Consider the following 14,733-nt stretch of genomic DNA (forward strand, 5'->3'; position numbering starts at 1 on the left):
GGCGCCGCGCGTCTCAGAACACGGCGCCGAGATCGAGCGCGAGGGTCCACTGCGACCCGAGCCCGGCGAACTTGTTCTCGCCGTTGATCTCGTAGTCCGCACCCTGGTTCGCGTCCTCGGGGCTCACGATGTCGGTGATGAAGTGAGCGCCGAACTTCACCATCTGGAAGCGTAGCTGCGCTCCGAAATGGAGCCGGTGGCGCGACATGCGCACGGCGTCGAACACGACGGTGTTGTTGAAGTCGGCCTGGGATCCGCCCGCGCATACGGGCTGGCCGTCGTGGGCGAGCGTCTGGCCGTCCGCGCCTTGCACGGGGTTCGCCGGCGAGTTCAACCCGCGGAAGTTGCAGTAGTTCACGGCGTCGGTGTTCGGGGTGAGATCGATCAACCCCGAGTCGCCGAAGATGTGAATCCACTGGTAGCCGGCGTACGGGGTGACGACCACCGTGCCGCCGATCGGCAGAGGCTTCGAGACCTGCGCGTCGACGCCGGCGACCGTCAGCTGGAACTCCTCGGTCCCGGTGACCGTCCGGACGCTGCCGCCGACGGCGACCTCCGGGAAGATCGCGGGGATCCCTCGGCGGAACCCCTCGAAGAGCGCCCAGCGTACGTCGGCGCCCCCGCTGACGATGTTGGTGTTGGCGAGGAACCCGACGGCGCCGGTGAGCTCGAAGCCGAACGGGAAGCCCTTGCGCACCTTCAGGGAGTAGTGCTGCAGGAACGAGTCCGGGCTCCGGTTCTCGATGGAGAAGTTCCCGGACGCCGGATCCTGCGGCCCCTGCGTGCCGCGCTGCCAGTAGTCCGCTTCGCTGTCAATCTTCGTGTAGGCGGCCTCGATGCCGATCTCGAACCCGCCGTAGCCCGTGGTCCGCGCCGAGTGCATCGCCGACGGCGCGATCGCGAAGCCGTACTGCGCGATGAGCTTCGCGAACGCGGCGTCGTCGGTCTGGCAGCGCTGATAGCGCGACGCGGGGTTGTAGTAGAGGCCGTTGTCCGGCCCCGTGATGCGGCAGGGCACCGCAGCGTCACCGACGCCAGCGACCGGCTCGCGCACAAGCCGTGCGAGCGCCGGATCCATGGAGTCTGCAGACGCCTGCGAGGATGACGCCACCCCCGCGAGGGCAATTGCCGAGGCAATCCAGCACGATGCGCGCATTCCGTGTCTCCGAGGCGGGAGGCTACGTGTCCGCTCGTACAGCCGTCAAGCGAACAGAGGCACCTCCGCCAGCTCCGGCCACGTTTTGCGTGGCGCCGCGTGGGCCGGCTGCCCGAAGGGGCCGCGCCGCGCGGGCCAGTCGGCCAGGACGCGCGCGACCCCTCCTCGGGGCTTGCGTCGCGGAAGGGGGTTGCACCGCGAGGGCGCGTCGCCGAAAGAGAGAGCGTGCTCAAGGATGGTCGCCCCCGGCTCCGCGCGGCGCCGCTCGATCCGCCGTTCCGGATCGTGCTGGTGGAGCCCGAGATCCCGCAGAATACAGGCAACATCGCGCGGCTCGCGGCTGCGACGCAGAGCCCGTTGCACCTGCTCGGGAGGCTGGGGTTCCGCATCGACGAGCGGAGCGTCCGCCGCGCGGGGCTCGACTACTGGCACCTGGTGACGCTCGAGCAGCACCTCGACCTCGCCCACTTTCGCCACCGGCACCCGAACGCGCGGCTGCGCCTGTTCAGCGCGGTGGCGTCGCGGAGCTACCTCGACGCGGACTTCCGGCCGGGCGACGCGCTCGTCTTCGGGAAGGAGAGCGTGGGCCTCGACCCCGACCTCCTCGCCCGCATGCCGGACGACGTCTTCGGGATCCCCACGCTGGGCCCCGTGCGCTCGCTCAACCTGGCCAACGCCGTGTCGATCGTCCTCTACGAGGCGCTCCGCCAGGTGGGCGCGTTCGCGGGCGCAGCGCCGGCGTGAAGGCGCGCTCCTCCGCGAGGTGCGGCGGACGCCGGCGGCCGCGCGCTGTGGACTCCGGCGGGGCGTCGTTCTAAGGGACCGGCGGCATGACGACGCACCGGCAGCGCGCGCGGCACAGCGGACGGGCGGCCGCGCGCCTGCGCTGCGCCGCCGCGGCGGTCGCGCTCTCCGCGGCGCTCGCCGCGTCCGGGTGCAGCAGGCGTCCTCCCAACGGCACGCCGGACGGCGCCGTCCGGGAGCTTGTCGCGCGCCTGCGCCAGCTCCACGGCGATCCGGCCGACGCCAAGGCCGCCTTCGAGCTCCTGTCCCGCCGCGCGCGGGACAACCTGGCGGCGCGCGCGCAGCGCTACAGCGCGGCGACCGGCAAGGCGATCGCCCCCGAAGCGATGATCACGCCTTCCCGCTTCCTCCTGCGCTTCGAGCCGCAGCGGTACGTCGCCCAGATCGCCGGCGCGCATGCCCTCGTGGACGTCGCCGGCCTGCTCCCGGGGGAGCGCGTCCAGGTGCCCTGCGTCTACGAGGAAGCCGGCTGGCGCGTCGATCTCGCGCTGCCTCCGCTCCCTCCCGTACAGAAGCGGCCCGGCAGCGAGCTCTGAGCGGAGCCACCGGCGGGGCAGGGGCGCCGGCCGAGCCCCTCGACGTCGCGCGCCCGACCCGGGCTCCGGCGATCGGACCCACAAAAGCCCGGAGGCCGGCAGTGCCGGCCTCCATCGGCAGCGGCCGCAGGGCCGCTAGCCATGAGGTAACGCCTCAGTTGGCGAGAAAGATCGCCTCGATCTCGGTCTTCACCTGCTCTTCCGTCTGGCCCCGGGCGATCGCGATCTCCTTGACGATCAGCGTCCGGGCGGTGTCGAGCATGCGGCGCTCACCGAACGAGAGTTGCTTGTCCGTCTTCAGGCGGTACAGGTCGCGGAGCACCTCCGCGACGTCGTAAATCGAACCCGTCTTGATCTTGTCCATGAAGCCGCGGTAGCGACGGTTCCATGTCTGGTTGTCGAACGCGATGGTGCGCTCGCGTAGGATGTCGAAGATTTCTCGAATTTCCTGTTCAGAGATGACCTGGCGAAGGCCGACCGCGCTCGCGTTGCTGACTGGAACCATGATCTTTCGATCCGTGTCCAAGATGCGGAGAACATAGAATCGCTGACGGTTGCCAGCGATGTCCTTCTCCTCGATGTTGACCACCTCGGCCACGCCCTGGGCCGGGTAGACGGCTTTGTCGCCCACCTTGAACTGGATCTCCGAACGAGCCTGCATATCGTCTCCTTTGCCTTCCACCCCGCCGTCTCTTTATTTTTCGTCCGCTTCCCGAAATCCTCTCCGGGAAGCGGCCGTTGCACATGCGGTTGAACCTGGACCCGCAGAACCGACACACACCGTCGCGCATTCCGAGAAAAAAACCATGAACCGCGACTCGAGATCGCTGTGCGAGCACAAGCGCGAGCACCACCGCCAAGACCCGCGAGGGGTCGGTGCTCAGGCGTGCACAGTAAATTCTCGAGCAGCGGGGGTGAAAGCGGACGGTTTCGGGCGGAAGGGATTGAGGTTGGGGGAACGGCCCTCTCGAAAAAGGGCCGGTTTGCGCCAGGCGCGCGCACTCTAGTGAGCCAGCACAGAACCGTCAACGAAAATCCCCGAGGCTGACCCATCGTCGCGTGATCATTCTGGTTTTTTCTCAGGATCGGGCGGGGTCACAGTGTGTGTCGGTGGAGGCATCAGCGTGAATGCACGCTGACCCGCCGCTCTAGTTTAGGGCAGAGCGGGCCTCTCCGGGAGAGGTGGCGGACCTGGGCTGGGTGGGATGAGGCGAAAAGGTGGCGGGCACAACGGCCAGGGGAGCTGCGTCCGTCCTGTATGAAAGCGAGCCGGTGGGCTCAGGCGGGGCAAAGCCGCTCGGCCAGCCCCCAGCGGACGCCGCGATCCGAGGCGATGAGGTCGACAGGCGCCCCCGCGGCCCTCGAGGCCCACGCGAGGATCTCCTCGATCAGCACGCTGCCCGCGACGATGACGTCGGCGCGGGCCGGCTCCAGCGCGGGTAGCTGCCTCCGCGCGGCGAGCGGCAGGGCGGCGAGCCGGGACGTGATGGCCACGACCTCGGCCCCGGCGACCTGCGCGCCGTGCACGCGGGCGCCGTCGTAGGGCGCGACGTCGCGCACGAGCGCGGCGAGGGTCGTCACCGTGCCCGCGACGCCGACCAGGGTGGGCGCGCCCGACAGAGGCCCGGCAGGGACCGTCGCCAGGGCTGCCCGGGCATCCGCACGGACGGCCTCGAGCTCCGCCTCGGCCGGGGGGTCCGCGCGGATGTGACGCTCGGTCAGCCGGACGCTGCCGACGTCGAGGCTCACCGCCCGCTCCACCGTGCCGCCGGCGTCGCCGACGATGATCTCCGTGCTGCCGCCCCCCACGTCGAACACGATCCTGGGACCGCGGGCCGGCAGGTTGAGCCCCGTCAGCGCCCCGGCGTACGTGAGCTCCGCCTCCTCCGGCCCGGAGATCACGCGCGGCGCCACGCCGATGAGGTCGCGGGCGCGGGCGATGAACGCCTCGCCGCCGGCGGCGTCGCGCATGGCGCTGGTCCCGACGGCGTCCACCCGCTCGACGCCCAGGGACCTGATCTCCTCGCCGTAGCGGGCGAGGCAGGCGAGCGTCCGCTCCACGGCCTCCGGGGCGAGCGCGCGGGCCGCGTCGACCCCCTGGCCGAGGCGGGTGATCGTCGCGCGCTCGGCGAGCGCGACGAGCTCACCCCCGCGGCGCTCCGCGACGAGCAGGAGGACCGAGTTCGTCCCGATGTCGATGGCCGCGACGCTCATGCTCCAGGCCTCACTGGGTGAGCGTCTTCAGGTCGAGCATCTCCTCGACGTTCGGCAGCACCACGAGCTCGCAGCGCCGGTTGGCTTGCTTGTTCTCCGGGGTGTCGTTGGCCTTCACCGGGTCGGTGTCGCCGTAGCCGGAGGCGCTCCACCGCTCGGGCTTGAGGCCGCCGCCGCCCTTGTCCTGGGGCTGGAGCAGGAACGCGAGCACCTCGCGGGCGCGCATGACGCTGAGCCCCCAGTTGTCCTTGAAGCGACCGCCGGCGAGCGGCGCGTTGTCCGTGTGCCCGGCGACCTGGAACGAGCGCGTCGACAGACCGGCGTCGTTGCGGATGACCTCGGCCACCTTGAGCAGGATGTCCTGGCCCTCCTTCTTCAGCGTCTCCCGGCCCGAGTCGAAGAGGACGTCGCCGGGGAGCTGGATGACCATCCTGTTGTTCCGGACGGTCACGTTGAGCCCGAGCTTGGTCAGGGCCTGGAGCTTGTCCCGCAGCACCTCGAAGCGCTTCTTGATGTCCTCGAGCTGCTGGGCGCGGCGGCGGAAGTCCTCGAGCGCGCGGGCCTGCTGCTCGAGATTCGCGTTCAGGTTGGAGATGTCCACGCCCGCTGCCTTGAGCTGGGACTTGAGCTGCTCGATCCGGGCCGCCGCCTCATCGAGCTCGCTCCTGGCCTTCTTGTTCTGCGCCTGCTCGGCGCTCAGCTGGGTCTTCAGGCCCTCGATCTCGCGGACCTTGGCCTGCATCTCCTCCTCCGAGTAGCCGCATCCGAGCGCCCCCGAGCCGGCAAGGAGCGTTGCGCCCAGCAACAACCACGACGTCGAGCGACGAACCAACATACCTTTCCTCCTAGAGCGGCGCGGCGCCGGCCCATGACGGGCGACCGCCGCGCAGGCGGCGCGACCGTAGCGAGGCGAATGGCGCCGCACAAGGCTCTCTAGAGCCTGCGCAACGCCGGTGCTCCGTGCGACCATGAGCTCCACGGCGCTGTTTGCCGCGCCTTGCAAGCGCGCGTTCGCCGGGGAGAAGCGGAGAGGGCAAAGACAGACATCCGGGATCTTGTCAACGAAAATTCAACGTCCGGCGCGGTCTGGTTCTTTTCACCACGGCCTGATCCGGCGTTTACCCTCGCAACGCTTGCGGACCAGTTTGCCTGGAACACATGGGATACATCGGTTTAGGGCCTGCAAGATTTTCCTTGACCATCACCATGCATGGCAATATACGTCGTGCAACATCTGTTGCCTCGGTCAGGAAATTGTAGTGGCGAGGACGTCGAGCGATGTCCGCCGGGCCGGGGCGAATGCAGGAGGATTTCCAATGGCTGCTAAGAAGACCGCGAAGAAGCCTGCGAAGAAGGTGACGAAGTCGGCCAAGAAGCCGGCCGCCGCGAAGGCCGGTAAGGTCGCGAAGAAGCCGGCGCGGAAGGCAGCGAAGAAGGCCGCCCCGAAGCGCGCCGCCGCCAAGAAGACGCCGAAGCGCGCCGCCGCCAAGAAGCCCGCCGCCAAGAAGGCGGCTCCGAAGCGCAAGGCGAAGGCCGCCGGCAAGCGCGCGGCTGCGCCGAAGAAGGCGGCCTCGCCTCGAGGCGGGCGCGCGGCTGCCAAGCGCGCGCCGGCCAAGGGCGCGGGCACCCGCGGCGCGCGCAAGAGCACGCCGGCCCCGGCGCCTGCGAGCACCGGGCCGTCCGACGAGTCGGAATAAGCCGCCAAAGGCGACGCGCCTCGCGCCGTCCACCCGGTGAGGCGCCGCGAGCAGGCCCGCCGGCCGCGACGAGAAACTCTGTCCTACAGGTCGCTTCTACAGGACGCCCGAGGGTGAGCACGCCGCGGAGCCGGCGCGCTGGTCCAGGCTGGGGGCGCGCGCGGGTTGATGATGTCCCCGCGACCGCGCCGCCGCGCGACGATCGCGACCGACGCGCGCGCGCAGGTCGCCGCGCTGGATCGGCGCGGCGCTGGACCGCCGCGCGGCGCGTACGTTCGCCTGCCTTGCGCCGCCGAACGGCGCGCGCCGGGAGCCGCGCTCGGCGCCTCGGCGCCTCGGTGGTGGAGCGGCGGCGCGGCGCCGAGAGGGGCGCTCAGGTGCGCTCGCCGAGGTAGAGCCGGAGGGCGCGCGCGGCGCCCTTGCGATCGAACGGCACGCCCACGAGGTCCTCGCGCTTCGAGATCTGCTCGAAGAGCTTCATCAGGAACTCGAAGAACGCCTCGCACTCGCGGATGGCGGCGTCGAGCCGCTGGGGGTCGAGCAGGTCGCTGTCCTCGAGCGCCGTCATCGCCGAGACGAACGCGTCGACGCGGGGGTAGTCGCCCACGCGGAGCAGCGGGTAGCCCATCGCCCGGAAGTACGAGAGGAACTCGCGGACGAACGCGAAGCTCGCGATGCCCGTCCACCGGTCGGGCGCGGGGCCGGTTGTGCGCGCCTTGCTCGCGAACGCGCGGGCGATCTGGGCGAACATCCACACGTCGCGGCGGAGGCGATCGCTCGTCGCCCGCCGCGCCGCGTGGTCGTCGAAGACGCGGCCCTCCTCGAGCTTCGCGCCGAGCGATCTGCCGAGGAACAGGATCGCGTTCTGCAGCGCGGGGCGGAGGCCGTGCGACACGGCGCGGAGGCGGAGGCGGTACTCGGACTCGCTCACCAGCGCGTCGGCGGGCGGGAGGTCGTGCTCGAAGGCGCGGCGCATCTCGAGCCGCAGGTTCGCGGCGAGCCCGGTCAGCGCGGCCTTCGTCGAGAGGAGGCGGTGGCCCTCGGCGGCGAGCTCGTCGTGGCGCGCGACGAGCTCGCTCGCGGGCACGCGCAGCAGATCCCGCTCGAAGCTGTCCGCGAGCAGCGCGCCCGCGCGGCGGCGGAGGTAGTTCGAGAGCGCGCGCGCGTCGCTGCGAAGGACGGCGAGCACCAGGTAGCCGCGCCCGGCGACGCGGTGATCCGAGTGGTCGAGCGCGATCGCGTCGAGCAGCCGGAGGTACCGGAGCATCCGGAACAGCGCGAGGAACGTGAGGGCCACGAGGCGGTGCGCATGCTCGCCGGGCACGCGGTGGATCAGCTCGAGCACCTGCGTCGACGCGATGCGATCGAACTCCGGGCGAAACTCGAGCGCGTGGAGCGGGTTGAAGAACGTGCTCTGCGCGATCTCGCGCATCGCCGTCGCGAGGTGCGCGTAGAAGAGCCTGAAGCTGACCCGCGGCAGCCGGAGCAGCCCGCCCGCGACCTCGATGAGGTTCGTGAACCCGTGCCGCAGCACGAAGAGGCTCGACTCCGGCGACTCCTGCGCCATGGTCGCGTGCAGGAGGCGCGTGCGCGCGGTGTCCTCCGGGAGCACCGTCTCCAGGTACCGCTGGAAGACGAAGGCGCGGTCGCGATCGCCGAGCATGGTGCGCGTGAGCTGGACGACGCGCGCCATGCCGTCGCGGGCGTGCTGGAGGTGCTCGTGGAAGTCGTGGCTGACGATCGTCTGGCGACGCCCGGCGCCGGGGTGGTTCCGCGGGTTCGCGAAGCAGGCGACGCCCTTCAGGAGGATCTCGAGCTCGAAGAGCGTCTCGTCCTTCTTGTCGGCCGCGAGCCGCGCGAACCACGCCTCGCGGGCTTGCTGCTGCTCCCGCCGCAGGCCGCGCGTGTCGCGGAGCAGCTCGGCGTAGGCGTTGCGGCCGGGGTGGCCCGAGCCGCGCAGGATCCCCGAAGCGTCGCTCGACACAGACGTGCTCCTCGCCGGCGATGCGCTGCTAGTTGTGTCTCTTGAAATCGAAGGGGTAGGTCAGCACCGTCTCCTTGCCGCTCGGCGAGCGCGCCCACGTGACCGACTTCGCGAGCTCCGCCATGCAGGACTCGATCTGCGGCGCGGTCACGTCGCTCTTGTCGCGCACGATGGTGGCCTCCTCGAAGGTCCCGTCGGGCTTCAGCTTGAGCTGCCAGGTGACCCTGCCCTGCGCGCCCGGGTGCTTGCGCGCGTAGAGGTCGAAGCAGCAGCGGAAGCCGTCGCGCCGCGCCTTGATCGCGTCGACGAGCGGCTGCAGACGATCGCTCGAGCCCGCGTCGGCCGAGGTCATGGCGTTGTTCATCACGACCCCGCCGTCCGGCGGCTCGTTCGTGATCTCGGAGGCGATCGCCTTGCAGTCCTCGACCGTCTCCGGGGTCTTCCCGCGGCTCGCTGGTCTGTCCGCCTGGGCCGGCGCCGCGGCGCCCGGGTTGGGGGCGGCGGGATCAGCGGCGGCCGGCTGCGACGCGGGCGGGGGCGGAGCGCCGGGCGGCGCGCTCTCCGGCGGCGAAGGTGGCGCGGTGCCGCTCGAGCAGGCCACGAACAGGGTCGCGGCGACGAGGACTCCGGTGAACACGGCGCTGGCAGTGGCGCAGGGACGCATGGCGCGCATACTAAACGGTTCGGCAGAGCGGAGGCGAGGTGCCTCGTGTTTTTCTCCCCCTCCCGCCGGCGATCCGAGCTCTCCTCACGGCTGTCGTGAAGATCCCGCTGCTTTTCATGGCCGGCACCGCCCTCGCCGCCCTCGCGCCGGCAGGCTGCGATCCCATCGCCGAGCCGCTGCTTTGCGGGGAGATCCCCGAGGGAGGGTGCCCGGTCGGCCGGGGGGGGACCTGCGACGATGACGCGTGCAGCGCTCTGTACGATTGCAGCGACGGGGCGTGGACGAGGGTCGCGCGCTGCGATCGGCCCGGCGAGCCCGCGCCGGACGCGGGGGCGGGCGGCGGTCTGGAGGACGGCTGCGACGTCGTGACGCTCGATCGCAGCGGCGAGGCGTCGGGCTGCGCGCCCGCGCTTCAGGAGCCGGACTGCCCGGCCGACGCCGCCGAGACGTGCGCGGAGGCAGCGTGCCGGACCGGCTGCGTCGAGTTCTTCCTCTGCACCGAGGAGGGGTGGAGCGCGGTCGCGTACTGCGACGAGCAGGGGCGAATCACCGTGGCGCCGTGAGCCGCCCGCCCTGTCGCCGGCGGCTCCGGGCGGCGTCGCGGTGCGCCTGGCGAGGGGGCGTCAGCCGGCCTTGAGGAAGGGGCTCCACTCGTCGAACGAGTGCGGCAGCCCGAGCAGGATCTGCATGGTCGCCGACCACCGCGGAGGCACCGGCTGGCGGATGAGCCGCATGCTGGCCTCGTCGGGCGTGCGCCAGCCCTTGCGGAGGTTGCACGTGCGGCAGGCGGTCACGAGGTTCTCCCAGGAGTCCTCGCCGCCGCGCGACCGGGGGAGCACGTGGTCGATGTTGAGGTCGCGGACGGGCGGGCGGCGCGCGCAGTACTGACACTGGTGCGCGTCGCGTAGCATCACGTTCTTCCGTGTGAGCCGGATGGTCGGGCGCCGCATGCGATCGTAGCGGCGGAGGTGCAGGACGCGCGGCACGCGGAGCGAGCCGCCGACCACAGGGAGGCCGTCGTCCTTGTCCCGTACGGGCAAGCTCCGCCAGGCCGAGAAATCGTGAAGCTCGCCGGCCTCGTCGATGGCCAGGGCCGCGCCGCCGAAGAGCAGCAGGAAAGCGCGGCGCGCCGTCGTGATCTGAACAGGCTGGAAGAAGCGGTTCACGACGAGGACGGGGAGGTCGAGCGGCTCGGCCTTGCGGTCACGGCGGAACCCAGAAAACTCGTCGCCGAGATCGAGCTCCTCATGCGCAGAGCCCCCCGGGACTGTGGCTACCCCGTCCGGCACGCCCGGGAGTGTAGCAACGAAAGCTCCCGTGAACATCCGGCGCTTTGCGGCAGAAATCCTGCTGTGCTGTGTGTGGGCGCGGCGCGGGAACAGCGCGGGACGAGCTCGTTGCGCCCCCTCGGGGCTCGCCGCAAGCTCGCGCACCCAGCGCGGCCTCCGGGGCGCGGGGCCGGCGAGATGAGGCCGGCTCCCCCCGCGGGCCGGGGGCGCCGCCCGACATTGCGCGGCGAGCGCTTTCGGTCGGGCGCGGGTTTCGCTAAGACCCGTCCATGTCGAGGGACGGCCGCCCCCAGGGCAGCGCCGTCGTGGTGGGGAACCGATCGGATGACAGAGCAGCGCGAAGGAGCGGAGCCAGAGCGGACGACCGGCGCAGAGCCCCCCGCCGGCTCGCCCTGGGATGATCCGATCGAGCGCGCGCCGCTCGTGTTCCTCGATCTCGAGATGACGGGGCTCCGCCCCGAGAGCGACCGCGTCATCGAGGTCTGCGCCGAGCGGATGCGGGGGGATACGTGCGAGGACGCGATCACGTCGCTCGTGCGGCCCGAGCCGGACGTGTTCGGCAACGCGCACGTGCACGGCATCGATCCGCGGGAGCTCGCGGGCGCGCGCACGTTCCCCGAGCTCTGCGATCGCATCGAGCAGGTGATGGAGGGCGCGGTGATCGTCGCCCACGCGGCCGCATGGGATGTCGCGTTCCTCGAGGCCGAGCTCGAGCGGGCAGGCAAGGCGAAGCGCATCCCGCACTACCTCGACACGCTGGTCCTGTCGCGCCGGGCCTTCGCCCTGCCGAGCCACAGCCTCGCCTCGCTGTGCCGGGAGCTCGGCGTGCACCGCGAGCGCGCCCACCGCGCCGAGGACGACGTCCACGCGCTGCGCGCCGTGTTCCGCAAGATCGTGGAGGTCCTCGCCCCGCGGACGCCGCGCGACCTGTGGCACGTCCGGATCGGCGAGCGCCACGCCCGTCCGGCGCTCGTCGCTGCGGCGGTGCGCGCGGCCGAGCACTCCGCCACCGTGCGGATGCGGTACCGCCCGGCGCGCCGGGGGCCGGAGGAGCTCGTGGTACGGGTAACGGGGGTGCGAACGGACCTCGACCCACCCCGGGTTCTCGGCTATCTGCTCCCGTCGCGCAGCCGTCGTGAGCTACGGGCCGATCGCATCCTGGCGATCGAGCCGATCTCGCCGGGAGAGCTCGCCCCGGACGGCACGGCGCGAAGGGCCTGAGATCCACGTGCGAATCCACTCGAACCGTACCGCGCCGACGCGACGCTCCCCTCTTGCTGTTCGCCTCGGCGGCCTGCTTGCCGCGACACTCCTCGCCTCGTGCTCGACCATGATGGGCCCGGAGACGGCCCGTCCGCCGGCGGCGGAGAAGTGGCTCGCCCGCGCTCGGCAGGAGTTCCAGTCCGCCGACGTCGACAACGCGCGCGACGCTGTCGCGAAGGCGCTGACGATCGTCCCGACCGACACCGAGGCGCGGCTGCTCGCGGGGCGCATCGCGCTGGCGCGGCTCGACTACGCCGAGGCGCTGCGCCTCCTCAAGGGGGTCGCCGGCTCCGAGGCGGCCGGGCTCCGCGGGCGCGCGCTCTGGTACAAGGGCGATCTCGACGCCGCCGCGGACGAGCTCGAGGCGATGCTCGACGATCCCGATGTGGTCGACGACTGGGCGAAGTCGATCGCCAAGCTGGCGCGGCGCGGGGCGGGGCGGGCGCCGTTCACGATCTCGGGCGCGCTCCTGGCGGCGATCGAGATGCCCCACGTCAGCCCGGCGGCGCCCTTCTTCGTCGTCGAGGTCGAGATCGACGGCGAGTCGGCGCTCGCCATGGTGTCGACCGGTACGGGCGAGGTGGTCCTCGACAGCAGCACGCGCAAGGAGCCGAGCTGGGTCTCCCTCCGCTTCGGCAAGAAGCTCGAGGTCAACGACGTGCCGGCGCTCACGCAGGACCTGTCGGGCATCTCGAAGCAGATGGGCGCGCCGATCAAGGCGCTGCTCGGGGTGAACCTGCTCCGCCACCTCAACGCCACCATCGACTACAGCGGCCGGCAGTTCGTGGTGCGCAGCTTCTCCCCGCCGGCGCCGCCCGACGCGACGCGCGTCGACCTCGCCTTCATCAAGGGCGGCGGCATGGTGCTGCGGAGCAGCGTCGGCCCCGACAAGACGCTGCAGGGGCCGATGCTCATCGACACGTCGATGACGTTCCCGATCGCGCTCGACAAGGAGGGCTGGAAGAAGGCCGGCTTCGAGGCCGACGGGCTGAAGCGGGTCGAGCAGGATCCGGAGCAGAAGCTGAAGCAGGGCGTCGTGCCGATGCTGCGGCTGGGCGCGCTGGAGATCCCGAAGGTGCCGGGCGTGTACGGGGCGCCGCTCCAGGCGGTCGAGAAGCAGCTCCAGCTCGATCTGGACGGGGTGATCGGCGCGGGGCTGCTCGCCTACTTCCGCATCACCTTCGGCGACGGCGGTCGGCTCATGTGGATCGAGGATGACGTCGCCATGAACAAGGTGCTTCAGGGCAGCGAGCCGGCCCCCGCCAACGAAGGGCAGGCGCCCGCCCCGGCGGGCGAGACCGGCTCACCGGCGCCCCAGGCGCCTGCGCCGCAGGCGCCCGCGCCCCAGACCGCGCCGCCGCCGCCGCCTGCAGCGGCGCCGCCCGCGGGCGCGCCCCGACGGACGCCCGACCGGTGACCGCCATGTCCAAGGAACTGCTGGCGGTCTACGCAGGGAGCTTCGATCCGATCACGTTCGGCCACCTCGACCTGATCCAGCGGGCGTCGAAGCTGTTCGATCAGGTGATCATCGCCGTCGGTCGGCACCCGACGAAGCACCCGCTCTTCACCTACTCGGAGCGGCTGGAGCTCCTGCGCCAGACCACGAGCGAGGTGACGAACGCGCGGATCGACTCGTTCGAGGGGCTGCTCATCCAGTACTGCCAGCGGGTCGGCGCGCGCGTGATCGTCCGCGGCCTGCGCGCGGCGACCGACTTCGAGTACGAGCTGCAGATCGCCCACGCGAACGCGGACATGCTCCCCAGCGTCGATACCGTCTTCCTGCCGACGCGCACCCACTACGGCTTCGTCTCGGCGTCGCTCGTGCGCGAGATCGCGAGCCACGGGGGTGACGTCAGCCACTACGCGCCCGCCGTCGTCTGCGACGCGCTCCGGGCGAAGTTCGCCGCCGCGAGGCCCTGAGCGGCGGCCGTCGTCTTCAGTAGGTCCCGAACGGGGTCGGCATCAGCAGCAGCACGAAGAAGAGCAGCGTCACCACGGCGACCGCCTTGCGCGCCGGCGACAGCTCGCCGGGCTCCGTCGGAGGGTGCTCCCGGCCGCCCACGCGCAGCATCGCGTAGACCACGCCGAACCACGTGAGCCACGGCATCCCGTTCGCGACCGCGGCGCGGAGCGCGTCGGGCAACCCCTCGGCGATGAAGTACCGCGTGAAGTAGGCGACGTTGCCGAGGAAGAGGGCGAGCATCAGGTAGTGCGCGGCGCGGCTGTAGCGGTCCTGCTTCCTGCCGAACAGCGCGTACGCGACGTGCCCCCCGTCGAGCTGGCCGACCGGGAACAGGTTGAGCGCCGTGATCAGCAGCCCGGCCCAGCCGGCCATCGCCGTGGGGCCGAGGAAGACGTCCTGGCCCTCCGGGATCGGGCCGACCGCGAGCCACCTCAGCAGGAGATAGAGCAGGCTCCGCCCCTCCTGCAGCGCGGGGCCCGACGTCGCGTGCACCTCGGAGTGCATCAGGCCCACGAAGAGGACCGGGAGCGCGACAGCGAGGCCGGCCAGCGGCCCGGAGGCGCCGATGTCGAGCAGCGCGTTGCGCGACTTGATCGTCCCCTTCATCGAGATCACCGCGCCCATCGTGCCGAGCGGGCTCACGACGGGGAGCGGGATGAAGTAGGGGAGCGACGCCTCGACCCCGTGCGCGCGCGCCGCGAAGTAGTGCCCGAACTCGTGCGCCAGCAGGATCGCCAGGAACGGCACGGCGAACGGCCACGCCTGCGGCAGCGCCTTCACGAAGGAGAGCACGCTGTCGTCCTCTGGCGTGATCGGAGCCCAGAGGGTGCCGGCGACGAACACCGAGACGACCGTCAGGCAGAAGAGCGCGAGGTTCTTCTTCCAGCGGAGCGGGGCCCGCCGCGGCACGGGCCTGGCGCTCGGCCCCGCGGAGCTCGTCGCCGCTGGAGCGAGCTCGACATCCAGGTCGAGCGTGCTCGGGGAGGAGAATCGACGATCGTCGGTCATGCGCCGCTAAGCGTGGCCGCCTCCTCGCCGCCGCTCAAGCGATCCGCGCACGCTTGCGCTCAGGCCGGTCGCTGGCTGCTCGTCGCGCCGCCGGAGCGCGCGCCGCGCGCAGGCGCCGACGGCATGCCGAGCGGTCCTGCTCCGTGGCCCACGAT

At 71.5% G+C, this 14,733-nt stretch carries 15 protein-coding genes; 7 read left to right on the forward strand and 8 right to left on the reverse strand.

All coding sequences use genetic code 11. The annotated features are described in order from the left end of the window. Window positions 1-13 precede the first annotated feature (13 nt). Window positions 14-1,018, reverse strand: a complete 1,005-nt coding sequence (locus WMF42_RS08180; RefSeq protein WP_233561551.1) for a hypothetical protein — start codon at window positions 1,016-1,018, stop codon at window positions 14-16. 363 nt (window positions 1,019-1,381) lie between these two features. Here WMF42_RS08180 and WMF42_RS08185 point away from each other — a divergent pair, with 363 nt between their 5' ends. Both WMF42_RS08185 and WMF42_RS08190 read left to right on the forward strand, forming a co-directional pair. Next, window positions 1,382-1,900, forward strand: a complete 519-nt coding sequence (locus WMF42_RS08185; RefSeq protein ID WP_061608685.1) for a tRNA (cytidine(34)-2'-O)-methyltransferase — start codon at window positions 1,382-1,384, stop codon at window positions 1,898-1,900. An 86-nt stretch (window positions 1,901-1,986) separates the two neighbouring features. Then, complete coding sequence (locus WMF42_RS08190) at window positions 1,987-2,496, forward strand: hypothetical protein (RefSeq protein WP_061608686.1); 510 nt, start codon at window positions 1,987-1,989, stop codon at window positions 2,494-2,496. A 154-nt stretch (window positions 2,497-2,650) separates the two neighbouring features. Here WMF42_RS08190 and WMF42_RS08195 read toward each other — a convergent pair whose 3' ends face one another. The 3 genes from WMF42_RS08195 to WMF42_RS08205 all read right to left on the reverse strand — a co-directional run bounded on the left by WMF42_RS08195 (window position 2,651) and on the right by WMF42_RS08205 (window position 5,545). Beyond that, window positions 2,651-3,157 carry a CarD family transcriptional regulator gene (locus WMF42_RS08195; protein ID WP_012234339.1) on the reverse strand — a complete coding sequence of 169 codons (507 nt, stop codon included), beginning with the start codon at window positions 3,155-3,157 and terminating at the stop codon, window positions 2,651-2,653. 617 nt (window positions 3,158-3,774) lie between these two features. Next, the gene (locus WMF42_RS08200) at window positions 3,775-4,710 is read right to left on the reverse strand and encodes a Ppx/GppA phosphatase family protein (protein ID WP_437691298.1); all 936 of its coding nucleotides are present in this window, start codon (window positions 4,708-4,710) and stop codon (window positions 3,775-3,777) included. A gap of 10 nt (window positions 4,711-4,720) precedes the next feature. Beyond that, a complete protein-coding gene (locus tag WMF42_RS08205) occupies window positions 4,721-5,545 on the reverse strand; it encodes an OmpA/MotB family protein (RefSeq protein WP_061608688.1) in 825 nt (274 codons plus the stop codon). 481 nt (window positions 5,546-6,026) lie between these two features. Here WMF42_RS08205 and WMF42_RS08210 point away from each other — a divergent pair, with 481 nt between their 5' ends. Next, window positions 6,027-6,407, forward strand: coding sequence for a histone H1 (locus tag WMF42_RS08210; RefSeq protein WP_437691300.1), 381 nt, complete (start codon window positions 6,027-6,029; stop codon window positions 6,405-6,407). Between the two features lie 373 nt (window positions 6,408-6,780). On the opposite strand, the gene WMF42_RS08215 is transcribed toward WMF42_RS08210, so the two are convergent. Further along, complete coding sequence (locus WMF42_RS08215) at window positions 6,781-8,391, reverse strand: hypothetical protein (protein ID WP_061608689.1); 1,611 nt, start codon at window positions 8,389-8,391, stop codon at window positions 6,781-6,783. A gap of 28 nt (window positions 8,392-8,419) precedes the next feature. Then, window positions 8,420-9,055, reverse strand: a complete 636-nt coding sequence (locus tag WMF42_RS08220) for an AgmX/PglI C-terminal domain-containing protein (RefSeq protein WP_155798441.1) — start codon at window positions 9,053-9,055, stop codon at window positions 8,420-8,422. A gap of 95 nt (window positions 9,056-9,150) precedes the next feature. Here WMF42_RS08220 and WMF42_RS08225 point away from each other — a divergent pair, with 95 nt between their 5' ends. Beyond that, on the forward strand, window positions 9,151-9,618 hold the full coding sequence (locus WMF42_RS08225; RefSeq protein ID WP_437691303.1) for a hypothetical protein: 468 nt from the start codon (window positions 9,151-9,153) through the stop codon (window positions 9,616-9,618). Window positions 9,619-9,678: 60 nt separating this feature from the next. Here WMF42_RS08225 and WMF42_RS08230 read toward each other — a convergent pair whose 3' ends face one another. Continuing rightward, window positions 9,679-10,344, reverse strand: coding sequence for an HNH endonuclease (locus tag WMF42_RS08230; RefSeq protein ID WP_061608692.1), 666 nt, complete (start codon window positions 10,342-10,344; stop codon window positions 9,679-9,681). A gap of 324 nt (window positions 10,345-10,668) precedes the next feature. Between WMF42_RS08230 and WMF42_RS08235 the strand changes: the two genes are divergently transcribed. The 3 genes from WMF42_RS08235 to coaD all read left to right on the forward strand — a co-directional run bounded on the left by WMF42_RS08235 (window position 10,669) and on the right by coaD (window position 13,527). After that, window positions 10,669-11,565 (forward strand): 3'-5' exonuclease, encoded by an 897-nt coding sequence (locus WMF42_RS08235; protein ID WP_061608693.1) that lies wholly within the window; start codon window positions 10,669-10,671, stop codon window positions 11,563-11,565. Window positions 11,566-11,674: 109 nt separating this feature from the next. Further along, window positions 11,675-13,024: a tetratricopeptide repeat protein gene (locus WMF42_RS08240; protein WP_061608694.1), complete on the forward strand. Its 1,350-nt coding sequence runs from the start codon at window positions 11,675-11,677 to the stop codon at window positions 13,022-13,024. 5 nt (window positions 13,025-13,029) lie between these two features. Further along, window positions 13,030-13,527 (forward strand): pantetheine-phosphate adenylyltransferase, encoded by a 498-nt coding sequence (gene coaD / locus WMF42_RS08245; protein ID WP_061608717.1) that lies wholly within the window; start codon window positions 13,030-13,032, stop codon window positions 13,525-13,527. A 16-nt stretch (window positions 13,528-13,543) separates the two neighbouring features. Here coaD and WMF42_RS08250 read toward each other — a convergent pair whose 3' ends face one another. After that, complete coding sequence (locus WMF42_RS08250) at window positions 13,544-14,578, reverse strand: site-2 protease family protein (RefSeq protein ID WP_061608695.1); 1,035 nt, start codon at window positions 14,576-14,578, stop codon at window positions 13,544-13,546. Window positions 14,579-14,733 lie beyond the last annotated feature (155 nt).

The organism is Sorangium sp. So ce176 (assembly GCF_051519835.1).
Classification (GTDB): Bacteria; Myxococcota_A; Polyangia; order Polyangiales; family Polyangiaceae; genus Sorangium; species Sorangium cellulosum_G.